The organism is Geodermatophilus sp. SYSU D00766 (genome assembly GCF_054049915.1).
This window is the reverse complement of sequence record NZ_JBJGYI010000018.1, coordinates 1-23,094: the sequence shown is the minus strand read 5'-3', so window position 1 is coordinate 23,094 and position 23,094 is coordinate 1. Positions and strand designations below refer to the sequence as shown.

At 75.7% G+C, this 23,094-nt stretch carries 21 protein-coding genes; 13 read left to right on the top strand and 8 right to left on the bottom strand.

The window, feature by feature from the left end; all coding sequences use genetic code 11:
- Positions 1–27 precede the first annotated feature (27 nt).
- The 6 genes from ACI8AD_RS14325 to ACI8AD_RS14300 all read left to right on the top strand — a co-directional run bounded on the left by ACI8AD_RS14325 (position 28) and on the right by ACI8AD_RS14300 (position 7,069).
- Positions 28–1,683, top strand: a complete 1,656-nt coding sequence (locus ACI8AD_RS14325; protein WP_456871194.1) for a hypothetical protein — start codon at positions 28–30, stop codon at positions 1,681–1,683.
- A gap of 65 nt (positions 1,684–1,748) precedes the next feature.
- A complete protein-coding gene (gene trxB / locus ACI8AD_RS14320) occupies positions 1,749–2,759 on the top strand; it encodes a thioredoxin-disulfide reductase (RefSeq protein WP_456871193.1) in 1,011 nt (336 codons plus the stop codon).
- Between the two features lie 83 nt (positions 2,760–2,842).
- Positions 2,843–3,172, top strand: coding sequence for a thioredoxin (gene trxA / locus ACI8AD_RS14315; RefSeq protein WP_089405465.1), 330 nt, complete (start codon positions 2,843–2,845; stop codon positions 3,170–3,172).
- Positions 3,173–3,316: 144 nt separating this feature from the next.
- Positions 3,317–4,462: an N-acetylmuramoyl-L-alanine amidase gene (locus tag ACI8AD_RS14310; protein ID WP_456871192.1), complete on the top strand. Its 1,146-nt coding sequence runs from the start codon at positions 3,317–3,319 to the stop codon at positions 4,460–4,462.
- 205 nt (positions 4,463–4,667) lie between these two features.
- Entirely contained in the window at positions 4,668–6,077 is a 1,410-nt protein-coding gene (locus ACI8AD_RS14305; RefSeq protein WP_456871191.1) for an aminotransferase-like domain-containing protein, read from the top strand.
- The gene (locus tag ACI8AD_RS14300; protein ID WP_456871190.1) at positions 6,074–7,069 is read left to right on the top strand and encodes a D-alanine--D-alanine ligase family protein; all 996 of its coding nucleotides are present in this window, start codon (positions 6,074–6,076) and stop codon (positions 7,067–7,069) included. Before ACI8AD_RS14305 ends, ACI8AD_RS14300 begins: the two co-directional genes overlap by 4 nt.
- 71 nt (positions 7,070–7,140) lie before the next feature.
- Here the strand turns inward: ACI8AD_RS14300 and ACI8AD_RS14295 are convergent, their stop codons facing one another.
- From ACI8AD_RS14295 to rpmH, 8 genes are all read right to left on the bottom strand, one after another.
- On the bottom strand, positions 7,141–8,193 hold the full coding sequence (locus ACI8AD_RS14295; RefSeq protein WP_456871189.1) for a ParB/RepB/Spo0J family partition protein: 1,053 nt from the start codon (positions 8,191–8,193) through the stop codon (positions 7,141–7,143).
- Positions 8,190–9,299: a ParA family protein gene (locus ACI8AD_RS14290; RefSeq protein ID WP_456871188.1), complete on the bottom strand. Its 1,110-nt coding sequence runs from the start codon at positions 9,297–9,299 to the stop codon at positions 8,190–8,192. The genes ACI8AD_RS14295 and ACI8AD_RS14290 overlap by 4 nt, the downstream gene beginning before the upstream one ends.
- A 108-nt stretch (positions 9,300–9,407) precedes the next feature.
- On the bottom strand, positions 9,408–10,064 hold the full coding sequence (gene rsmG, locus ACI8AD_RS14285) for a 16S rRNA (guanine(527)-N(7))-methyltransferase RsmG (RefSeq protein ID WP_456871187.1): 657 nt from the start codon (positions 10,062–10,064) through the stop codon (positions 9,408–9,410).
- Entirely contained in the window at positions 10,061–10,711 is a 651-nt protein-coding gene (locus ACI8AD_RS14280; protein WP_456871186.1) for a Jag family protein, read from the bottom strand. The genes rsmG and ACI8AD_RS14280 overlap by 4 nt, the downstream gene beginning before the upstream one ends.
- Before the next feature lie 125 nt (positions 10,712–10,836).
- Complete coding sequence (yidC, locus tag ACI8AD_RS14275; protein ID WP_456871185.1) at positions 10,837–12,018, bottom strand: membrane protein insertase YidC; 1,182 nt, start codon at positions 12,016–12,018, stop codon at positions 10,837–10,839.
- The gene (gene yidD / locus ACI8AD_RS14270; RefSeq protein ID WP_456871184.1) at positions 12,011–12,397 is read right to left on the bottom strand and encodes a membrane protein insertion efficiency factor YidD; all 387 of its coding nucleotides are present in this window, start codon (positions 12,395–12,397) and stop codon (positions 12,011–12,013) included. The genes yidC and yidD overlap by 8 nt, the downstream gene beginning before the upstream one ends.
- 23 nt (positions 12,398–12,420) lie before the next feature.
- Positions 12,421–12,834, bottom strand: a complete 414-nt coding sequence (gene rnpA, locus ACI8AD_RS14265) for a ribonuclease P protein component (RefSeq protein ID WP_456871183.1) — start codon at positions 12,832–12,834, stop codon at positions 12,421–12,423.
- Between the two features lies 1 nt (position 12,835).
- Positions 12,836–12,973: a 50S ribosomal protein L34 gene (gene rpmH / locus ACI8AD_RS14260; protein WP_040338882.1), complete on the bottom strand. Its 138-nt coding sequence runs from the start codon at positions 12,971–12,973 to the stop codon at positions 12,836–12,838.
- Between the two features lie 680 nt (positions 12,974–13,653).
- Between rpmH and dnaA the strand changes: the two genes are divergently transcribed.
- From dnaA to ACI8AD_RS14225, 7 genes are all read left to right on the top strand, one after another.
- Entirely contained in the window at positions 13,654–15,537 is a 1,884-nt protein-coding gene (gene dnaA, locus ACI8AD_RS14255; RefSeq protein WP_456871182.1) for a chromosomal replication initiator protein DnaA, read from the top strand.
- An 883-nt stretch (positions 15,538–16,420) separates the two neighbouring features.
- Entirely contained in the window at positions 16,421–17,605 is a 1,185-nt protein-coding gene (gene dnaN, locus ACI8AD_RS14250) for a DNA polymerase III subunit beta (RefSeq protein WP_456871181.1), read from the top strand.
- Between the two features lie 109 nt (positions 17,606–17,714).
- A complete protein-coding gene (gene gnd / locus ACI8AD_RS14245) occupies positions 17,715–18,647 on the top strand; it encodes a phosphogluconate dehydrogenase (NAD(+)-dependent, decarboxylating) (RefSeq protein WP_456871180.1) in 933 nt (310 codons plus the stop codon).
- 90 nt (positions 18,648–18,737) lie between these two features.
- Positions 18,738–19,901, top strand: coding sequence for a DNA replication/repair protein RecF (recF, locus tag ACI8AD_RS14240; protein ID WP_456871179.1), 1,164 nt, complete (start codon positions 18,738–18,740; stop codon positions 19,899–19,901).
- A complete protein-coding gene (locus ACI8AD_RS14235; protein WP_089405451.1) occupies positions 19,898–20,398 on the top strand; it encodes a DUF721 domain-containing protein in 501 nt (166 codons plus the stop codon). The genes recF and ACI8AD_RS14235 overlap by 4 nt, the downstream gene beginning before the upstream one ends.
- 13 nt (positions 20,399–20,411) lie before the next feature.
- On the top strand, positions 20,412–21,221 hold the full coding sequence (locus ACI8AD_RS14230) for a hypothetical protein (protein WP_456871178.1): 810 nt from the start codon (positions 20,412–20,414) through the stop codon (positions 21,219–21,221).
- Positions 21,222–21,228: 7 nt separating this feature from the next.
- On the top strand, positions 21,229–23,001 hold the full coding sequence (locus tag ACI8AD_RS14225) for an ABC transporter ATP-binding protein (protein ID WP_456871177.1): 1,773 nt from the start codon (positions 21,229–21,231) through the stop codon (positions 22,999–23,001).
- Positions 23,002–23,094: the final 93 nt, after the last annotated feature.

The following is a 23,094-nucleotide window of genomic DNA, read 5'->3' as shown; positions in this document are numbered from 1 at the left end:
GAGAGGGACAGGGGGACGGAAGCGTCCGTGACCGCCACGATCACCGGACTCCCCGACCGCTACCGGCCGCTGGACCAGGTCGGCGTCGAGGAGTCCACCGAGACCGGTGTCATCCACTGCTGGCGGGCCCGCGACCGCGTCCTCAACCGCGACGTCGCCATCCGCGTGCACGTCCCCGGCGGGCCGCCCGCGCGGGCCTGGATCGCCCGGGCGCTGACCGCCGGCGGCCTGGCCACGCCTGCCCTGGCGATGGTCTACGACGCCTCCGAGGGCACCGGGGGCGAGGGCGGCGTCGCCTACGTCGTCAACGAGTGGATCGAGGGGGAGACCCTCGCCGAGCGGCTCGCCGACGGGCCGATGGACGAGCGGCAGGCGCGCACCGTGCTGCGCCGGCTGGCCGAGGGCGTCGCCGAGGCGCACCGGGTCGGGCTCGCCGTCGGCGGGCTGGGCCCGGAGACGGTCGTGCTGCGCCCCAACGGGCTGGTCGGGCTGCGCGCCGTGCCAGCCGCCACCGGCAGCGTCCAGGAGGACATCGCCGCGCTCGGCGCCCTGCTCGAGTACTGCCTGACCGGCCGCCGCACCGGTGTCACCGGGCCCGACGGCCTGCCCTCGCCGCCCCCGGTCATCCCCCAGCCGGACCTGGCCGCCCTGGTGCGCCGCGCGCGGTCCACCGAGCCGGGCGCCCGGCTGGCCAGCGCCGCGGCGATGGCCGCCCTGCTCGCCGAGCGGCCCCGCGGCGGGCACGCCTCGGTGCCCGTCCGCGACCGCGACGAGAGCGACAGCGGCTGGCTGCGCCGGCTGCGCGAGCACCGCGACACCGAGGGGGAGACCACCGCCGAGGACCGCACGCTCGTCCCGCCGTCGCCCGCCCCCGCGCCCGCGCCCGGCGCCGAGGAGCGGCCGCACCGCCTCGACCCCGCCGTCCTCCCGCCCGTGCCCCCCGGCCGCCCCGCCCCGGCGCCGGCCGAGGACGGCGGGGTGCTCGGCGCGGGTGACGACGCGGTGTTCACCGGCACGGCCGACGACGACGCCGACGACCGCCCGGCCCGCTCCCGCCGGCTGCTGGTGGTCGTCCTGCCGCTGGTCGCGCTGGCCGTCGTGGTGCTGCTGGCCTGGTGGGTGGGCACCAACCTGCTCTCGGTGGCCGACTCGGTCGACCGGGCGCCCGCGCCCCGGCCGTCGGCGTCCAGCAGCGCGCCCGCCGAGGACAGCGCCGCGCCCGCGGCCGACCCCGGCGCCCCGCTGGCCGTCACCTCCGGCCGGGTCTTCGACCCCTTCGGCGACGGCGAGCCCGAGAACGACGGCGACGTGCCGCTGGCCACCGACGGGGACCCGGCCACCGCGTGGTCGACGCTGAGCTACCGGGGCTCGCCGGCCTTCGGCAACCTCAAGCCCGGCGTCGGGCTGGTCCTCGACCTCGGCTCGGCGCAGCCGGTCGGCGGGGTCACCGTGACCACGACCACCCCCGGCATCACCGTGGAGGTCCGCACCGGCGAGTCCGCCGACGGCGACCTCGACGCCTTCCCCGTCGCGGCCGGCGGCACCGTCGACGGCACCGCCGAGTTCGCCCTCGAGGAGCCGGTCACCACGCAGTTCGTGCTGGTGTGGGTGACCGGTCTGGTGCCCGCCGAGGACGGCTTCGCCGGGTCGATCGCGGAGGTCGCCGTCACCCCCGCGGGCTGACGTGTCGGGCGCCTCACCAGCCCCGATCCGGGAATGCGCCCCTAGGATCGGGCGTTGTGCCGCGCGTGACCGATCCCCAGCCGACCCCCGGCCCCGCCACCACCACCGAGATCACCACGCCGGTGATCCCGCCGGCGGAGCACGACGGGGTCCGTGACCTGATCATCATCGGCTCCGGCCCGGCCGGTTACACCGCGGCGGTCTACGCCGCGCGCGCCAATCTGCACCCGCTGGTCTTCGAGGGCTCCCAGTTCGGCGGCGCCCTGATGACGACCACCGAGGTCGAGAACTTCCCGGGCTTCCCCGAGGGCGTCCAGGGCCCGCAGCTGATGGACGACATGCGCACCCAGGCCGAGCGCTTCGGCGCCGAGCTCGTGGCCCGCGACGTCACCGAGGTCGACCTCACCGCCACCCCGAAGATCGTGAAGGTCGGCGACGAGGTGCACCGGGCGCACGCGGTCATCGTGGCCACCGGGTCGAAGTACCGGTACCTGGGCCTGGACAACGAGCAGCGCCTCCTCGGCCGCGGCGTGTCCGCCTGTGCCACCTGTGACGGCTTCTTCTTCCGCGACCAGGACATCGTCGTCGTCGGCGGCGGTGACTCGGCGATGGAGGAGGCCACCTTCCTCACCCGCTTCGCCAAGTCGGTGACCGTCGTCCACCGCCGCCAGGAGCTGCGCGCCTCGAAGATCATGCAGAAGCGCGCGCAGGACAACGACAAGATCCAGTGGCAGCTCGGCAAGCAGGTCACCGACGTCCTGGGCGAGCAGACCGTCTCCGGCGTGCAGCTCACCGACGTGGCCACCGGCACCACCGAGGAGGTCCCGGTGTCCGGCGTGTTCGTGGCCATCGGCCACGACCCGCGCAGCGAGCTGTTCGTCGGCCAGCTCAAGCTCGACGACGAGGGCTACATCCAGGTCGAGCACCCCACCACCCGCACCAACATCGACGGCGTCTTCGCCTGCGGTGACGTGGTCGACCACGTGTACCGCCAGGCGATCACCTCGGCCGGCACCGGCGCCTCGGCGGCCATCGACGCCGAGCGCTGGCTGGCCGAGACCTTCGACGAGCGCTGAACCGGGCATACCCCACGGCACTCCGGGGTTCTCCACCCCGGAGGCCCACCCCAGACCTCGACAGACCGAGAGGGAGAACGACCATGGCAGGCAACACCGTGACGGTCACCGACGCGACCTTCGCCAACGAGGTGCTGGGCAGCGACAAGCCCGTCCTCGTCGACTTCTGGGCGGAGTGGTGCGGACCGTGCAAGATGGTCGCCCCCGTGCTGGAGGAGATCGCCAAGGAGCACGGCGAGAAGCTCACGATCGCCAAGCTCAACATCGACGAGAACCCGCAGATCGCCCGCGACTACCAGGTCATGTCGATCCCGACGATGACCGTCTTCCAGGGCGGCAAGCCGGTCAAGAGCATCATCGGCGCCAAGCCCAAGGGCGCGATCCTCTCCGACCTCGCCGACTACATCCGCTGACACCGGCCCCCGCGGAGGGGCCGTTCCAGTGCGTCGCCGGGCCCGTTCCTCCACCCGGAGGAGCGGGCCCTCGTCGTCGCACGGCACGCGCGCGGGGACCCCGCCGGGCCGGACGGTGTCGCGCACGGGACAATCGTGCGCACGATGGGTAGCGAGAGCAGCATGCAGCCGCTGGGTCCGGGCAGCAGCGGGCCCGCGGTGTCCGACGTCCAGTCCGCCCTGCGCAGCCTCGGCCTGCTGGAGCCCGGCGGTGCCGGCCCGTCGGCCGGCCCCGAGGTCTACGACCGGGCCACCGAGCTCGCCGTGCGCCACTTCCAGCAGGTCCGCGGGCTGTCGGTCGACGGCCGGGTGGGCGAGGAGACCTACCGCGCGCTGTCGGAGGCGCGCTGGTCGCTGGGCGACCGGCTGCTGCACCACGACCCCGAGCGGCCGGTGCGCGGCGACGACGTCACGGGCCTGCAGGAGCGCCTCCTCGAGCTCGGCTACGACGCCGGCCCCGCCGACGGCATCTTCGGCCGCGAGACCGAGGAGGGGCTGCGGGCGTTCCAGCGCGACTACGGCCTGTCCGCCGACGGCACCTGCGGCCCGGCGACCCTGCGGGCGCTGCGCCAGCTCGGCCGCAAGGTCACCGGCGGGCGCCCCCAGCTGCTGCGGCAGAGCGCCAGCCTGGTCGACAGCGGCCCGCACCTGATCGGCCGGCGAATCGTCGTCGACCCCGGTCACGGCGGCACCGACCCCGGCTTCACCGCCGGGGAGACCACCGAGGCCGACCTGGTCCTCGACCTCGCCCGCCGGATCGAGGGCCGGCTGGCCGCCGCCGGCGCCACGGTCTACCTGACCCGCGGCCGCGACCAGGACCCCACGCCCGAGCAGCGGACCGCGTTCGCCAACGACGCCCGCGCCGACCTGTTCATCTCGCTGCACATGGACGCGCACGGCTCCGAGCACGCCCGCGGGGTGGCCAGCTACTACTACGGCACCGGCTCGGGGACGTCGTCGACGGTGGGGGAGCGGTTCGCCGACCTCGCCCGCCGCGAGGTCGTGGCCCGCACCGGCATGCTCGACCTCGGCGGGCACCCCAAGACCTGGGACCTGCTGCGCTGGACCCGCATGCCCGCCGTCCGGCTCGACTGCGGCTACCTGTCCCACCCCGTCGACCGGCTGCTGCTGCTCGACGCCCGGCTGCGCGGCACGGTGGCCTCCGCCGTCCTGGCCGCCGTCCAGCGGCTCGTCCTGCCCGCCGACGCCGACCCGCCGACCGGCACGTTCGTGCTGCCCCAGCGGGCGTAGCGGGGTCCGCCACGATCAGGTGACCTGATCGTGGCGCGTCCTACCCGACGGTGGGACGTGCGGGAGGACGCGCTGCGGGAAGGGAGGACGGCAGCCGGCCCCGACGGCGGTGCCCGTGGGGTGGGTGGGACGGCGGGGGGCGGACGGGTCCGTCTCACCGGCCGTGTCGACCGGCCCCCGGCAGGCGCCTCCCTACACTCGGTCCGTGGCCTCCACCCCGCCGTCGCACGGCCAGCCGCACCGCACCCCGCCGCAGCAGCACGGGCACGTGATCCCCCGCCACCCGCGGCTGGACCCGCTGGCCGACCGGTACGCAGCCCGCACGCACGGCATGAAGAGCTCGGAGATCCGTGCCCTCTTCTCCGTCGTCAGCCGGCCCGAGGTGGTGTCGCTGGCCGGCGGCATGCCCGCGGTCACCGCACTCCCGCTCGACGCCGTCGGCTCGATGATCGGCGAGCTGGTCAGCGGCATGGGCGCGCAGACCCTGCAGTACGGCTCCGGTCAGGGCGACCCCCGGCTGCGGGAGCGGATCTGCGACGTCATGGCGCTCGAGGGCATCACCGACGCCTCGCCCAGCGACGTCGTGGTCACCGTCGGCTCCCAGCAGGGTCTGGACCTGGTCACCCGCGTGTTCGTCGACCCCGGCGACGTCGTCCTCGCCGAGGGTCCGTCCTACGTCGGCGCGCTCGGCGTCTTCCAGGCCGCCGAGGCCCGGGTGCGGCACGTGCCCATGGACGACGACGGGCTGATCCCCGAGGCGCTGGAGCAGGCGCTGCTGGAGTGCCGCGCCAACGGCGACCGGGTGAAGTTCCTCTACACGGTGCCCAACTACCACAACCCGGCCGGCGTCACGCTGTCCGAGCCGCGGCGCCAGGCGATCGTCGACATCGCCGACCGCTACGACCTGCTGGTCATCGAGGACAACCCCTACGGCCTGCTCGGCTTCGACCACGAGCCGCACCGCGCGCTGCGCGCCCGCAACGCCCAGCGGGTCGTCTACCTCGGCTCGTTCTCCAAGACCTTCTCCCCGGGCCTGCGGGTCGGCTGGGTCCTCGCGCCGCTCGCCGTCCGCGAGAAGCTGGTGCTGGCCACCGAGGCGCAGGTGCTCTGCCCGCCGTCGCTGACGCAGTACGCCGTCGCCCGCTACCTCGACACCCAGCCCTGGCGCGAGCAGATCAAGCTGTTCACCGAGCTCTACCGCGAGCGCCGCGACGCCACGCTGGAGTCGCTGGACGCGCTCATGCCCCCGGGCACCACCTGGACCCGCCCCGACGGCGGCTTCTACGTGTGGCTGAAGCTGCCGCACGGCCTGGACAGCAAGCTCATGCAGCCCCGGGCGGTGGGCGCGCACGTCGCCTACGTCCCCGGCATCGGCTTCTACGCCGACGGCTCGGGCCGCGAGTTCATGCGGCTGTCCTACTGCTACCCCGAGCCCGACCAGATCCGCGAGGGCGTGCGCCGGCTGGCCCGGGTCATCGAGGCCGAGCTGGACCTGCACTCCACCTTCGACGCCGTCGACACCGGGACCTTCCGCGCCGTCGGCCGGCCCGGGACCGCTCCCGGCACCATCGTCGGGCCCGCCAGCAGCGACCGGATCGAGGACACCCACCCGTGACCGAGCCCGCCGCTCCCGCCGTCCCGACCGCGACCTCCGAGGAGACCCCCCTGCGCGCCGTCGTCCTGGCCGGTGGCCTGACCTTCGAGCGCGAGGTCAGCCTGTCCTCGGGCACCCAGGTGGTCGAGGAGCTGGCCCGCGTCGGGGTGGAGGCCGAGCTGCGCGACGCCGACGCCGAGCTGCTGCCGGGCCTGGCCGCCGCCCCCGCCGACGCCGTCTTCATCGCCCTGCACGGCGCCACCGGGGAGGACGGCGCCCTGCGCGCGGTCCTCGACCTGGCCGGCGTCCCCTACGTCGGCTCCCCGGCCGCGGCCTGCCGGCTGGCCTGGGACAAGCCGGCCGCCAAGTCGGTCGTGCGCGGCGCCGGCCTGCCGACGCCGGACTGGGTGGCGCTGCCGCACAGCACCTTCCGCGAGCTGGGCGCCGGCGCGGTGCTCGACCTCATCGTGGCCCGCCTCGGGCTGCCGCTGATGGTCAAGCCGGCCTCCGGTGGCTCCGCGCTGGGCGCGCAGAAGGTCACCCGGGTCGAGGACCTGCCCGCCGCGATGGTCAGCTGCTTCGCCTACGGCGACACGGTGCTCGTGGAGCGGTTCGTCGACGGCGTCGAGGTGGCGCTGTCGGTGGTCGACCTCGGCGAGGGCCCCCGGGCGCTGCCGGCGGTGGAGATCGCGCCGGAGTCCGGCGTCTTCGACTACACCGCCCGCTACACCCCCGGGCTCACCGAGTACCACGCGCCGGCCCGGCTGGCCGACGACGTCGCCGCCCGTGCGGCCGACCTCGCGGTGCGGGTGCACGAGGCGCTGGGCCTGGCCGACCTCTCCCGCACCGACGCGATCGTCGCCCCGGACGGCGAGGTGCACTTCCTGGAGGTGAACGTCTCCCCGGGGCTGACCGAGACGTCGATGTTCCCGATGGCCGTCGAGGCCGCCGGGCACGACCTCGGCGAGGTCCTCTCCGAGCTGCTCACCCGCCGGGCGGGCACTCCCCGCTGAACGACGCCGGAGGCCCGGTTTCCGCTGTGACGGAAACCGGGCCTCTGTCGTGTTCTGCCGACTACGGCGGGTCAGGACTCCTCGCGGCGTCCGGCCACGTCGGGGGCCATCTGGCCGATGATGCGCTGCAGGTCGTCGACCGAGCCGAACTCGACCACGATGCGGCCCTTGGCCCGGCCGATCTGGATCTTGACCTTCGTCTCGAAGACGTCGGAGAGCCGGCCGGCGAGGTCCTCGACCCCCGGCGCGCTGATCCGGCGGGCGCGGCGGCGGGAGGCCGGCTGCTCGGCCGCGGCGAGCGCGACCGCCTCCTCGGTGGCCCGGACCGACAGCCCCTCGGCGACGATCCGGGTGGCCAGCGCATCCTGGGCCTCGGCGTCGTCGAGCCCCAGCAGCGCTCGCGCGTGACCGGCGGAGATGACCCCGGCGGCGACCCGCGTCTGCACCTTCACCGGCAGCTTGAGCAGCCGGATCGTGTTGGTGACCTGCGAGCGGCTGCGGCCGATCCGCTGCGCCAGCTCCTCGTGGGTGGCGCCGAACTCCTCGAGCAGCTGCTGGTAGGCCGCGGCCTCCTCCAGCGGGTTGAGCTGGACCCGGTGGATGTTCTCCAGCAGGGCGTCGCGCAGCAGGGCGTCGTCCTCGGTCTCGCGGACGATCGCCGGCACGGTCTCCAGCCCCGCGGCCCGGGCGGCCCGCAGCCGCCGCTCGCCCATGATGAGCTCGTAGCGGCCCTCCGCGCCCTCGCGGACCACGACCGGCTGCAGCAGCCCGAACTCGCGCACCGAGTGGGTGAGCTCCTCGAGCGCCTCGTCGTCGAACACCTGCCGGGGCTGGCGGGGGTTGGGGACGACGTCGCCCACCGCCACCTCGCGCAGCTGCGCCCCGGGGACGCCGACGGCCGCCGCACCGGACGACACGGCCTGCGCGGCGACCGTGGCGGCGGCCTGCGCGGCCGGGGGCAGCAGCGTCACCGGGGCGGGCGTCCCGCCCGTCTCAGCGGCCTCGGGCGTCTCGGGCGCGGCGACCGGTGCGTCGGTCTCGGGCAGGGGCGGCTGCTCCACCGGCGGGGCGCTGGTGGGGATGAGCGCAGCCAGACCCCGGCCGAGGCCGCCACGCTTGCTCATCGGGTCTCCTCGTCGACGGAGGTGGGAACGGGCACGACGGCGGCGTCGGCGCCGGGGACGGCCCGCGGCACCGGCCCGGTGGCAGGCCGGACCACCGGCATCGGCGCGGTCGCCGGCGGCGGGGGAGGCGGAGTCCTCATCGGCCGAGGGTCGGACTCCGGCACCAGGTGCACGCCCCGCTCGGCGAGCTCCCGGGCGGCCTCCACGTAGCTGGTCGAGCCCCGCGAGCCGGGGTCGTAGGTGAGCACGGACTGGCCGTACCCCGGCGCCTCCGACACCCGGACGTTGCGCGGGATCACCGTGGCCAGCACCAGGTCACCGAAGTGGCTGCGGACCTCCTCGGCGACCTGGTCGGCGAGCTTGGTCCGGGCGTCGTACATCGTCAGCAGGATGGTGCGCACGGCGATCCCCGGGTTGAGGTGCGCGCGCACCAGCTCGATGTTGTTGAGCAGCTGGCCCAGCCCCTCCAGCGCGTAGTACTCGCACTGGATCGGGATGAGCACCTCGTCGCCGGCCACCAGCGCGTTGAGGGTGAGCAGGCCCAGCGACGGCGGGCAGTCGATGAGCACGTAGTGCGGCCGCTGCTCCTCGGGCAGGGCGTGGATGTAGCCCTCGATCGCGCGGCGCAGCCGGTACTCGCGGGCGACGACGGAGACCAGCTCGATCTCCGCGCCGGCCAGGTCGATCGTCGCCGGGACGCACCGCAGGTTGGGGCTCGCCGTCGTCGGGTGGACGACGTCGGCCAGGGAGCTGTCGCCGACGAGGGCGTCGTAGATCGACGGCGTCCCGACCGTGTGCTCGACCCCGAGGGCGGTGCTCGTGTTGCCCTGCGGGTCGAGGTCGATGACCAGGGCCCGCAGGCCGTAGAGGGCGAGCGCGACGCCGAGGTTGACCGTCGAGGTGGTCTTGCCGACGCCGCCCTTCTGGTTGGCGACGGTGATGACCCGGATCCGGCCGGGTACGGGGAAGGGCTCCTGGTCGGCGGCGTGCAGCACCCGGGTGGCCCGCAGCGCCTCCATGGCGATGGGACTGTCGAACTCCGGTGCGGCGCCGGCTGCCGAGTCGGCGGCGAGGCTGCTGCGCAGCCGCTGGCCCGGGTCGGTCATCGCAGGTCCTCCCTGCCGACCCGTTTCACGTGGAACGGGTCGGGTAGTCGTGCTCGGGTTCCACGTGGAACGACGTGCCGTGGAACGGGTCCCGCCTGCTCCGCAGCCTCAGCGCGGGCCACGCGTCATCACCACCACGGTAGTGGCAGCCTCCCCGAGGTCGGCGCCGACAGCCCGGGCGTGTACGTCCCGCATCCCCGACGCGTGCAGCTCCGGGAGCATCGCGGGCAGCTCCTCGACGGCGCGGGCCCCGACCAGGGCGACCAGCCGGGCCCCGGGCCGCAGCAGGCCGCGGCACCAGCCGACCAGCCGGGGGAGGGCGGCCACCGCCCGTGCCGTGACGACGTCGACCGGCCCGACGGCGGTGACGACCGAGCGCTCCTCGGCGCGGCCGCGCACGACCCGCCAGCCGACGCCGAGCTCGGCGACGACCTCCTCGAGGAACTCCACGCGGCGGGCCATCGGCTCGACCAGCGTCAGCCGCAGGTCGGGCCGGGCCAGCGCCAGCGGGATCCCGGGCAGGCCGGCGCCGCTGCCGACGTCGACCACCCGGGCGTCGGCCGGGACCGCCTCGGCCACCGCGGCGCTGTTGAGCACGTGCCGCTCCCACAGCCGCGGCACCTCCCGCGGGCCGATGAGCCCGCGGGTGACGCCGTCGGAGGCCAGGCGGGCGACGTAGCGCTCGGCGTCGGGCAGCGCCGCCCCGAACACCGCGGCCGCGACCTCCGGGTCGGGTGGGGCGGGCGGGGCGGGTGCGTCGCTCACCGCTCCGGCAGGACCACGACGCGCCGGTTGGGCTCCTCACCCTCCGACTCGCTGCGGACGCCGGCGACACCGGCGATGACGTCGTGGACGACCTTGCGCTCGAACGGGTTCATCGGCGCCAGCCGCTCGGCCTGCCCGCTCTCGGCCACCCGCTCGGCGGCCTCGGCGGCCATGGCGGTCAGGGAGGCGCGGCGGCGGGCGCGGTAGCCGCCGATGTCGAGCATCAGCCGGCTGCGCACGCCGGTGGACTGCGCCACGGCCAGCCGGGTGAGCTCCTGCAGCGCCTCGAGCACCGCGCCGTCGGAGCCCACGAGGTCGTCGAGCTCGCCGCCGACGATGGCCACCGAGGCCCGGTCGCCCTCCACGTCGAGGTCGATGTCGCCGTCGACGTCGAGGATGTCGAGCAGGCGCTCGAGGTAGTCGCCGGCCACGTCGCCCTCGCGGACCAGCAGCTCGGTGCCGCCGCTGCGGCCGCCCGTGACGGCCACCTCGTCGGCCGGCTCGAGGGTCGCGTCGGCGCCGGTCTCGTCGGTGTCGGGGAGGTCGGCGGGCCCGTCCGGCACGCCGGTCGCGGGGCTGAGGACCGCGCCGGAGGTGGCCTCGGCGGTCGCGGCGGTGTCGGTGGCGGGGGAGTGCGGAACGCTCACGGAGGAACCTCCAGTCGGTGGGGGCAGCCGGGCGGACCCGGTGGTCAGGGAGCCGGCCGGCGCCGTCGGGGAACGGCGGGCACGGGCCGGCGGGGGCGTCCGGGGCGGAGCCGCCGGACGCGGGCTCAGCGGCGCTTGCGCTTGCCGCCGGTGCCGGCGGGGCGGCCGTGCGGCGCGCGGGGAGCCGGGCGGGGGCCCTTGCCGGCGCCGCGTGCGCCCTTGGCGCCGGCCGCGGTGCTGCCCGCGGCGGTCGCACCGCCGCCGGGGGAGCCGCTGCCGGGGGTGCTGTCGGCCGGGGGAGCGTCGGCCGGTCCCGCGGTGGTCGGCTCCACGGTGGCACCGTCCGCGCCGTTCCCGCCGCCGTCCACGGCCGGGGTGCCGTCACCGCCCTTGGTGAGGGCGACCCCCGGGGTGGCCGGGCGGCCGCCCTTGGGAGTGCGGACCGGCTTGGCGCCGGGCTTCGGAGCCAGGGTCTTCGGGTCGACGACGGGCTTCTCGGCCGCGGCCTTGGCCTGGGCGGCGGGGGAGCCGGGCGGGGGCATCCTGCGCAGGATGAAGAACTGCTGACCGAGGGTCCACAGGTTGTTGGTCATCCAGTAGAGCAGGACGCCGATCGGGAAGAAGAAGCCGGTGACGAAGAGGCTGACCGGCATGCCGTAGAGCAGCAGCTTCTGCACCATGGCGGCCTGGCCCTCGACCGGGCCGGAGCGCTTCATGATCTGCTTCTGCGTGACGTAGGTGGTCACGCACATGATCACCATGAGGGTCAGCGCGACGGCGCGGATGCCGCCCTGGGTGACCCCGGGGATGGCGAGGACGGCGTCGGCCTTGTCCCCGGTCATGGTGAACGACGCGGAGATGGGGGCGACCCCGAACAGCTTGGCCGAGGCCGCCTGCTGGGTGAGCTCGTAGCTCCAGCTGTAGAGCCCCTGGGCGCCGGGCTGCAGGCGGCGCAGCACGTGGAACAGCGAGAGGAAGACCGGGATCTGCGGCAGGATCGGCAGGCAGCCGGCCAGCGGGTTGACCCCGCGCTCCTTCTGCAGCTGCATCATCGCCTGGCTGAAGCCCTGCCGGTCGGCCCCGTACTGCTTGCGCAGCTTCTGGATCTCCGGCTGGATCTCCTGCATCGCCCGCTGGCTCTTGATCTGCTTGACGAACAGCGGGAACAGGATCAGGCGCACGGTGACGACGAGGAACACGATCGACAGCGCCCAGGTGAGGCCGCCGGCCGGGTCGAGGAACGTCGAGAACACCGAGTGCCACGTCTTCATGACGAAGGCGATCGCGGTGTACAGCCAGTCAAGCAACGCCAGCCTCCTGCTGCGGGGACCGGCGGTCAGCCGGCGGGGTCTCGGGGGCGGGACGACGCGCGACGTCGGCGGCGGCTCCCGAGGAGGGTGCCGCTGTCATCGACGTGCGGCCGTCGCCGCCGGTTCCGGGGGTGGTGCGCCCGGGTCGGGGCGCCGGGACGGGGTCGAAGCCCCCGGGGTGCCAGGGCGCGCACTTGAGCAGCCGCCGCAGCGCCAGCCAGGACCCGCGGCCGGCGCCGTGCACGGCGACCGCCTCGGCGGCGTAGGCGCTGCAGGTGGGTGCGAAGCGGCAGCGCGGTGGCAGGGCCGGGCTGATCGCCCGGGAGTAGAAGCCGATCGAGGCCAGCAGCGCGCGGGCGAGCGGGCCCCGGCGCACGGACCCCTCCGGCGGGCGGGCGCTCACGACCGGGTCCGCTCGGCGAGCAACCGGTCCAGGCCCGCGGCGAGGTCGCGGCGCAGCGTCTGCCACGAGGCCGTCCCGGCCTCGGGCCGGGCGCGGACCACCAGGTCGGCGGTGGCCGGCAGCCGGGGCAGCTCCTCGCGGACGGCCGCGCGCAGCCGCCGGGTCACGCGGTGGCGGACCACGGAGTTGCCGACCGCCCGGCCGACCACGAACCCGGCGCGGGGCCCGGGTGCGGCCGTCCCGACCGCTGCGGCGGCGTCCCCGGACACGTCGAGACCCCCGGCCGGGGAGACCGGGGGTCGGACGGGGAGGTAGTGGAGCACCATGGTCGGCCGACCGGCACGCCGGCCCGACCGGACGACCGCGGTGAACTCCGGACGCCGGCGCAGGCGGGCCTGCGCGGGCAGCACCTCAGGCGGAGAGCTTCTCGCGACCCTTGCGGCGACGGCCGGCGAGGATCGCGCGGCCCGCGCGGGTGCGCATCCGCAGCCGGAAGCCGTGGGTCTTCGACCGGCGGCGGTTGTTCGGCTGGAAGGTGCGCTTGCTCACGGGGTACTCCTACGGCAGGACGTCGGCGGTGCGGGCCCGCCGGGGGGCAGGCACGCGGCGGGGCACGGTCGGATCGGCGCGATCCGCGTACCGGGCCCCGGTGGCGGGCTCCGCGCGGCTCCGCCCTCCACGGGAGGACGGGCGCACGGACTCCGCCCATCATAACCAGGGGCCGGGCCGATCCCGCCGCCGGCGCGGGCCGGATCCCCACGGGCACCCCCGCGGAGCCGCCCCGGCCGGGCCGACCCGCCAGGCTGCACCGGCCGGGCGGACGGATGGTGTCGGCGCGCCGACGGTCGAGGGACGACACGCCGAACGACACGCGCACCGCGCGCCCCACCGGCACCCCGGCGTCGTTGCCGGGCTGTGGACGGGGCTGTTAGCGTCGCCCCCGCTCTGGACCGGGCAGCCCTGTCCGGTCCGCGAGCCGACCATCCGGTCGACCGACCGCCGTCCGCCCCGAGCCGTCTCCCGACCTCCCTCCCGACCAGCGACGACGCCGGTACCGACCCGCACCCGCGAGTCGACAAGGCGCCGTGTCGCCGGTCGTGCACAGCCTGTGGACACTCGTGTGGAACCCGTGTGTCCGGATGTCCACAACCGGGCAGCCGCGGCGCCGGGACCCGGGGGCGCACGGAGGTCGGTTCCGGGGACGAGAACAGCTTGGGGAGGACACGGTCATGGCCGATGCCACGGTTGACCTGGCGGAGGTCTGGGACTCGGTCCGCGGACGGCTGTCGACCAGCCTGACCCGGCAGCAGAACGCGATGCTCAACCTCACCCGGCCGGTGGGTCTGGTGGGGGGCACCGCGGTGCTCGCCGCCCCCAACGAGTTCACCCAGACCGTGCTGGAGTCCCGCATGCGCCGGGTGCTGGCCGAGGCGCTGTCCGAGCAGCTCGGCCGCGACATCGGCGTCGCGATCCAGCTGGAGGACAGCCCGGCCGACGCCGGCCAGGAGCCCCCGCCCCCCACCCGCCGGCCGTGGACGCCGCCGGCCGACGAGCTCACCGACGAGGACCGCGAGCGCGAGGACGACGGCCGCAGCGCCTTCGGGGTGCGCAGCGACGCCCGCCCACTGGAGCGCTCCCCGTTCGACGGCCCCGCGTTCGACCCCGCCGACGCCCCGCGCGGGGGGCGCGACGGCGAGCGGTACGGCGAGGAGCCCTACGGCGCCCCCCGGACCGGGGACCCCTACGGCGGCCGCTACGAGCCGGCGCGGGCCGACGGCCGGCCCTCGCCCGAGGCGCCGTTCGAGCCGTACCCGCCGGTCGCCGCGCCCGGCGGGGAGCCCGCCGACGGCGCGGGGGAGTGGGGCGGCAGCGACTGGAGCCCCGCGGTCCGCCCGCGCGGCTCCGGCCGGCGGCGCGGCGTGCGCCCGGGCGAGGGCGCCGAGGTGCTGCCCTTCGACCTCGGCGACGACGGCGCGGACACCGCACCCGACGAGGCCGAGGCGGCCCCGCGCCGCCCGGGCACCCGCGGCGGCGGGGCGGTGCCGCTGTTCGGCGACCGCCGCCCGCCGGTCGGTCAGGACCCGGGGCTCAACCCCAAGTACGTCTTCGACAGTTTCGTCATCGGCAACAGCAACCGGTTCGCCCACGCGGCGGCGGTGGCGGTGGCCGAGGCCCCGGCACGGGCCTACAACCCGCTGTTCGTCTACGGCGACTCCGGGCTGGGCAAGACCCACCTGCTGCACGCCATCGGCCACTACGCGGCGCGGATGTTCCCCAACGTGCGGGTGCGCTACGTCAGCACCGAGGAGTTCACCAACGAGTTCATCAACCTGGTGCACTCCGGGCGGGCCGAGGACTTCCGCCGGCGTTACCGGGACATCGACTTCCTGCTCATCGACGACATCCAGTTCCTGGAGCGCGCCGAGCGGACGCAGGAGGAGTTCTTCCACACCTTCAACACGCTCCACAACGCCAGCAAGCAGATCGTCATCACCTCCGACCGGGCGCCGAAGAAGCTGACGACGCTGGAGGACCGGCTGCGCACGCGGTTCGAGTGGGGTCTGATCACCGACGTCCAGGCCCCGGACCTGGAGACCCGCATCGCCATCCTCCGGAAGAAGGCCTACGGCGAGCGCCTGCAGGTGCCCGACCCGGTGCTGGAGTTCATCGCCAGCAAGGTGCAGACCAACATCCGCGAGCTCGAGGGCGCCCTCATCCGGGTGACCGCCTTCGCCAGCCTCAACAAGCAGCAGGTCGACCTGCCGCTGGCCGAGCTGGTGCTCAAGGACCTCATCAGCGACGAGCAGGGCCCGCAGATCACCGCGGCGATCATCATGGCGGCGACCGCGGAGTACTTCTCCGTGACGATGGAGGAGCTGCAGGGCTCCAACCGCAGCCGCACGCTGGTCAACGCCCGCCAGATCGCGATGTACCTGTGCCGGGAGCTGACCGAGCTGTCGCTGCCGCGCATCGGTGCCTCCTTCGGCGGCAAGGACCACACCACGGTCATGCACGCCGTCAAGAAGATCACCAACCTGATGAGCGAGCGCCGGGCGACGTACACGCAGGTCACCGAGCTGACCGCCCGCATCAAGAGCCGCGCCCGCCAGTAGCGCCGGCGCCCCGCCGTCGCCCGGCGTCCTCGCCTCCCGCTCCTCCGGCCGCCGTCCCCGCGCACCCCGCGGTGGACGGCGGCCGTCGGCTGTCCACAAGCCGACGGCGGTGTGGACGGGTCGCCGTGCCGCGGCGGACCGCGGTTTCGCGGCCGGTCACCTGCCTCGCGGCTGTCGACACGTCGAGGAGTTGTCCCCAGGGATGTGCACACCCTGGGGAGATCGTGATCAGGGTGTGACCGCGGGTGCCGGTCCCGCCGCGTCACGCCGTGTCGTCCCCAGGTCACTCCCCAGCGTGTGAACCCAGCCGGAACACGGCCCCGACCTGCGCGTTCGGACTCCCGCCGCGCCGCCGTCCCCACCCCGGGCAGGGTCCCGGGGCCGCCTCGCGGCCGTCCGGAGCGGGCACGCGGCCCGGGGTGGGCACGGACTGGGGACATCCCGGGGGAGGACCGGGGACAGCGCGTGGACGACGGGGGGTGGCTGTGCACGGCCGTCGAGATGTCCACGTGTCGACAACAGCGGAACGCCGGTTGCCCACACCGAGCCAACATGTCGACTCGGGCGCTGACCTGCACGAAGGGCCTCGATCCCCAGCTTCCACACCAGTGATGACGGAGATGAGGGATGTATCTCGGGGAGTCCTTGAACCCCAGTAGGGCTGGGGACGCTCCGGCCCGGGGGCCCGGGAGAGCGGCAGCAGGGACGACGACGGCACGGGAGAGGAGCAGGCTGGAGGGACGGGAGGGAACGCCTGATCGGGTCCCGGCTTCCCCCCTGTCGGCCCCGACGGGCACGATGACCCCGCAGGAAGCGGCAGAGCACCACCCCCGGCCCGCACGGACGCCGGGGACCGCGGGTGCGCAGACGACAGCAGTGGACCGTGCAGAGCTGGGGTGGGTCGGTCATGGAGTTCCGGGTGACACGCGAGGTGCTCGCCGATGCCGTCGCGTGGACGGCGCGCAGCCTGCCGCCGCGCCCGTCCGTGCCGGTGCTGGCCGGCATCCTGCTGGAGGTCGACGGCAGCCAGCTGTCGGTGTCCGGCTTCGACTACGAGGTCTCCGCCCGCGCGGAGGTCGACGTGCAGGCCGCCGAGAGCGGGCGGGTGCTCGTCCCGGGGCGGCTGCTGGCCGAGATCACCCGCGCGCTGCCGCCGCACCCGGTCGACATCCGCGCCGAGGGCCCCCGGCTGTCGATCACCTGCGGCAACGCGCGGTTCAGCCTGCCGACGCTGCCGGCGGAGGACTACCCGTCGCTGCCGGCCATGCCGTCGTCGGCCGGCGTCGTCGACAGCGACGTCTTCGCCGAGGCGGTCGGCCAGGTCGCCGTCGCCGCCGGGCGCGACGACACCCTGCCCATGCTCACCGGCGTGCGCCTGGAGATCGAGGACGACCGGGTGACGCTGGCGGCCACCGACCGCTACCGGCTGGCGGTGCGCGAGTTCGCCTGGCGGCCGGAGACCCCCGGGATCTCGGCCGCGGTGCTGGTGCCGGCGCGCACGCTGGCCGACGCCGCGCGCACGCTGACCAGCGGCCCGGAGATCACCGTCTCGCTGTCCTCGGGCGGCTCGGGCGAGGGCATCCTGGGCCTGTCGGGCAAGGACCGGCAGACCACCACCCGGCTGCTCGACGCCGAGTTCGTCAAGTACCGCGCGATCATGCCGTCGGAGTCCAGCGCGAGCGCGACCCTGCCGGTCGTGCAGTTCACCGACGCCGCCAAGCGCGTGGCGCTGGTCGCCGAGCGGGGCACGCCGCTGCGCTGCGAGTTCACCCCCGGCCAGGTCACCCTGCGCGCCGGCGGCAGCGACGACGAGGGCCAGGCCGAGGAGCGCTGCGACGTCGAGTTCGACGGCGACCCGCTGACCATCGGCTTCAACCCGACGTTCCTGCTCGACGGGCTCGCCGCGGTGCACACCGGCCGGGCGCGGATGGACTTCACCAGCCCGCTCAAGCCGGCCGTGCTCTCCGGCGTGGAGGAGCCGGCCGCCGACGACGCCGACGGCGGCCGCCCGGCCGAGCGGCCCGGCAGCTACCGCTACCTGATCATGCCGGTGCGCCTGCCCGGCTAGCGGCCGCGCGAGGTGTCCCCGGCAGCCGACGCGGGCACCGCACAGCCCGCGGGCACCGCACCGTCGCGTGCGCCCGCGCCATGACGACCTGCGAGGGAAGGACGGAGCCGTGCAGCTGGGGCTGATCGGGCTGGGCAAGATGGGCGGCAACATGGCCACGCGGCTGCGCCGCGCGGGTCACGAGGTGGTCGGCTTCGACCACCACCCGGAGAAGCGCGACGTCGACAGCCTCGAGGCGCTCGTCGGCGCGCTGTCGGCGCCGCGGGTGGTGTGGGTGATGGTCCCGGCGGGGGACCCGACCCGGGAGACGGTGCGCCAGCTCGGTGAGCTGCTGGAGCCCGGCGACGTCGTCGTCGACGGCGGGAACTCGAAGTTCACCGACGACAAGGTGCACGCGCAGATGCTCGGGGAGAAGGGCGTCGGCTACGTCGACTGCGGCGTCTCCGGCGGGGTGTGGGGCCTGGAGAACGGCTACGCGCTCATGGTCGGCGGGTCGACGGAGGACGTCGCCAAGGTGCAGCCGGTCTTCGACGCGCTGCGGCCGCCGTCACCGACCGACGAGTCGGGCCAGGAGATGCCCGGCGCGGGCTTCGTGCACGCCGGCCCGGTGGGCGCCGGCCACTACGCGAAGATGGTCCACAACGGCATCGAGTACGCGCTCATGCAGGCCTACGGCGAGGGCTACGAGCTGCTGGCCGCCGTCGACCTGATCGAGGACGTCCCCGGTGTCGTCGCCTCGTGGACGCAGGGCACCGTGATCCGGTCCTGGCTGCTGGACCTGCTGGTCCGCGCGCTGCAGGAGGATCCCGCCCTGGAGAAGATCACCGGGTACGCCAACGACTCCGGCGAGGGCCGCTGGACGGTCCAGGAGGCCATCGACCACGCCGTCCCCATGCCGACGATCGCCGCGTCGCTGTTCGCGCGGTTCGTCTCCCGCCAGGAGGACTCGCCGACCATGAAGGCCGTCGCCGCGCTGCGCCAGCAGTTCGGCGGGCACGCCGTCCACGCGGTCCAGGCGCAGGAGGTCGAGCGCCCCGCATGAGGAAGGACCCCCCTGCCCCCCGCCCCTCGCAGGCTCGCGGCGGGACCCTGCAGGGGGGCCGTTCCAGCACCTCACCACTCGGGGGCTGAGGTGTACGTCCGGCACCTGCAGCTCGTCGACTTCCGCAGCTGGGAGAAGGTCGACCTCGCCCTGCGGCCCGGTCCCACCGTGTTCGTCGGCCGCAACGGCGAGGGCAAGACCAATCTCGTCGAGGCGGTCGGCTACCTCGCGACCCTGGGCAGCCACCGGGTGTCCGGCGACGCGCCGCTGGTCCGGCACGGCGCGGGCCAGGCGGTGGTGCGGGCGGCGCTGCGCCGCGAGGACCGCGAGCTGTTGGTGGAGGTGGAGGTCAACCCGGGCCGGGCCAACCGCGTCCGGGTCAACCGCTCCCCGCTGCCGCGGCCGCGCGAGCTGCTCGGCCTGGTCAAGAGCGTGCTGTTCGCACCCGAGGACCTCGCGCTGGTCCGCGGCGACCCGGCCGAGCGGCGGCGGTTCCTCGACGACCTGCTGGTCAGCCGCACGCCGCGGCTGGCCGGGGTGCGCAGCGACTACGACCGGGTGCTGCGGCAGCGCAACGCCCTGCTCAAGACCGCGCGGCTGGCCCGCGGTGATGCGCTGGCCACGCTCGACGTCTGGGACGCCCACCTGGTCGAGCTCGGCGGGCAGCTGCTGGCCGCCCGCCTGGCGCTGGTGGCCGACCTGGCCCCGCACGTCGCCCGGTCCTACGCCGCCGTCGCCGGGCCGGGTGCCGCGGCCGCCGGCCTCGGCTACGCGAGCACCGTGCCGCTGGCCGGTGACGGCGCCCCGCTGGCCGCCGGGGAGCCGACGCCGCGGGCGGGCGACCTGTCGGCGGCGCTGCGCGAGCGGATCGCCGAGCGGCGCCGCGAGGAGGTCGACCGCGGCATGACGCTGGTCGGCCCGCACCGCGACGACCTCGTGCTGCACCTGGGGCCCGCGCCGGCCAAGGGGTTCGCCAGCCACGGCGAGTCGTGGTCGCTGGCGCTGGCTCTCAAGCTCGGCTGCTTCGCGCTGCTGCGCGCCGACGGCGAGGAGCCGGTGCTCGTCCTCGACGACGTCTTCGCCACTCTCGACGCCGGCCGGCGGGCCGCCCTGGCCGACGTCGCCCGCTCCGCCGAGCAGACCCTCATCACCGCCGCGGTCCTCGACGACGTGCCCGGGGAGCTGCGCGGCGCGCGGGTGGAGGTCGGCGCGGGCACGGCCGTCCTGGTGGCCGACGAGGAGGGACCCGAGTGAGCGACGAGCGGCCCGCACGGCCCAGCGACATCGCCCGCGCCGCGCTGGAGGCGGCCCGCGCGGCCTCGGCGGCGCGCCCGGCGCCCACCCGCCGCCGGGTGGCCGGCCCGCGGCGGAACTGGACCGGCCCGCGCCCGGGCGACGACGACCCGCAGCCGCTGGCCCGGCTGGTCGACTCGCTGGTCAGCGCGCAGGACTGGACCGAGAACACCCGCGTCGGCGCGGTGTTCGGCCGCTGGTCGGCGCTGGTCGGCCCCGACATCGCGGCGCACTGCCGGCCCGAGACCCTCACCGAGGGCGAGTTGCTCGTCGTCGCCGAGTCCACGGCGTGGGCCACCCAGCTGCGGCTGCTCGCCCCCACGATCCTGGCCCGGCTGCGCGCCTCGGTCGGCGGGGACGTGGTGACCCGGTTGCGCGTTGTCGGACCGACGGCCCCGAGCTGGAAGAAGGGCCCGCGGTCGGTCCGCGGACGGGGCCCCCGCGACACGTACGGATGAGGACGGTGCCCCGATGAGCAGCCCGCGCGACGACCGGCCGCACGACGACGACCCCCGCGACGACGACTCCCGCGACGACGACCCCCGCGACCGCGGCGGCTGGCAGGAGCCGGCCCACCTCGGCGACGGCGAGCCCGGCGGCCCGCGGGACGGTGAGCGCGAGCCGGCCGCCGGCCCGGGACCGGTGACCTGGGCGCCGCCCGCCCGCCGCCCGCGCACCCCCGGCGTCGTCGAGCAGGTGTTCCGCTACCAGGGCGACCCCGTCGGCGCGCAGGGCTGGGCGCTGCAGCAGGGCTGGGAGATCTCCGACGGGACCGCACCGCAGGACGCCGTCCTCGCCGAGCTGGTGGCCACCGCCCCGGTGCGGGCGAGCCGGGACCACCGCCCCGCCGGGGTGATGCGCGGCCGCGCCGGCACCCTCGAGCTCGTCGCGTTCGACGTCGTCTTCGTCGACAAGCGGACGACGGTGCCCGAGTACGCGGTCACCGCGGCGCCGGTGCTGCTGCCGCTGCCCCCGCTGCGCCTCTCGCCGGCCCGGTTCTGGCGGCACCGCACCGGCGGCCTGCTGCACGTCCCGAGCGGCGACCCCGCCTTCGACGCCCGCTGGGTGCTGCTGGCCGCGGAGGACGGCCCGGGCGTGCGGCGGCTGGTGGAGGACGCGACGGTGCGCGGCCTGCTGATGGGCAGCGACGACGGCGACGAGTTCTGGACCGCGGCCGGCCACCTCGCCGCCGTCCGCCCCGACGGCCAGCGTCCCGAGCTCATCGAGCACCACGCCCGGCTGCTGGGCGCGATGGTGGCCGCGCTCGCCGGCGTCTTCTGATCGCTCCGTGACCACTCCCGGGACCGCTGCCGAGCAGGCGCCGGCCGCGGGGCTGCGCGAGCTGCTGCCGCTGGTCCGCCCGCACCGCCGGCCGCTGCTGCTGGCGGCGGGGCTGTCCCTGGTGGGCGCGGCGGCGGCGCTGGCCCAGCCGGCGCTCACCGGCCGGGTCATCTCCGCCGTCGGCGCCGGTGACCCGCTGCTGCCCGTCGTCTCGCTGCTCCTGCTGGTGCTCGTCGCCGGGGCGGTGCTCAGCGCGGTCCAGTCCTACCTGCTGCAGCGCACGGGGGAGGGCGTCGTCCTCTCCACCCGCCGGACGGTCGCCGACCGGCTGCTGCGGCTGCCGGTGGCCGAGTACGACCGCCGCCGCACCGGCGACCTGATGTCCCGGGTCGGCGCGGACACCACGCTGCTGCGGGCCACGGTCACCTCCGGCGTCATCGAGGTGGCCGGCTCGGCGGTGGTCGCCGTCGGCGCGCTGGTGGCGATGGCCCTGGTCGACGTCTGGCTGCTGCTGGTGACCGTCACCGCCGTCGCCGTCGGCATGACCGTCGTGGTGGCCAGCAGCCGGCGGGTGCGCGCGCTGTCGCGCCGGGCGCAGGACGAGGTCGGCGCGATGACGGCGGCCGTGGAGCGCGCGCTGTCGGCGGTGCGCACCATCCGCGCCAGCGGCGCGACCGCGCGGGAGGTCGACGCCGTCGGGGTCAGCGCGCAGCGGGCCTACCGCGCCGGCGTGGCGGTGGCCCGGGTGCAGGCGCTCGTGCAGCCCGCGGGCTCGATCGCCGTCCAGGGCGCGTTCCTCGCCGTGCTGGGGCTGGGCGGCTACCGGGTGGCCACCGGCTCGATCGCCGTCGCCGACCTGGTGGCGTTCATCCTCTACCTGTTCCTGCTGGTGATGCCGCTGGGCCAGGCGGTCTCGGCGTGGACGCAGCTGCAGACCGGGCTGGGGGCGCTGGCCCGCATCCAGGAGGTGCTCGTCCTCGAGCCCGAGCGCGACGACGTCCCCGAGGCCGGCGGCGCGGCCACGACGGCGCCCCGGGTGCCGGCGGCCGGGGTCCCGCTGCTCGAGCTCGACGGCGTCTCGTTCAGCTACCCCGACGGCACCCGGGTGCTCGACGGGGTCTCCCTCACCGTGCCGGCGGGCAGCCGGGTCGCGCTGGTCGGGCCCTCGGGTGCCGGCAAGTCGACGGTGCTGGCGCTGGTCGAGGGCTTCTACCCGCTGACCGGCGGCGCGATCCGGTGGGCCGGCACCGACGTCCGCGAGCTGCCGCGGGCGGCGCTGCGCGCGCAGCTGGGCTACGTCGAGCAGGAGGCGCCGGTGCTGGCCGGCATGGTGCGGGAGAACCTGCTGCTGGCCGCGCCGCACGCCGCCGACGACGAGCTGTGGGCGGTGCTCGCCGAGGTCGGCCTGACCGGTGTGGTGCAGCGCTCCCCGCGCGGGCTGGACGTGCCGGTCGGCGACGAGGGCGTGCTGCTGTCCGGCGGCGAGCGGCAGCGGCTGGCCATCGCCCGGTCGCTGCTGGCCCGCCCGGCGCTGCTGCTGCTCGACGAGCCGACCGCCAGCCTCGACGCCCGCAACGAGGGGCTGCTGCGCGAGACGCTCGCCGCCGCGGCCGCCGACCGGGCGCTGCTGGTGGTCGCCCACCGGCTGTCGACCGTGCTCGACAGCGACCAGATCGTGGTGCTCGACGGCGGCCGCGTCGTCGCGCGCGGCACCCACGACGAGCTGGTGGAGAACAGCCCGCTCTACCGCGAGCTCGCCTCCGCCCAGCTCCTGGTGTGAGGGGGTGCACGATCAGGTCACCTGATCGTGGGGGGGGGGGGGGGGCCGCCCCGCCCCCCGGGGCGGCGGGCGGCGGGGCGGGGCGGGGGGGAG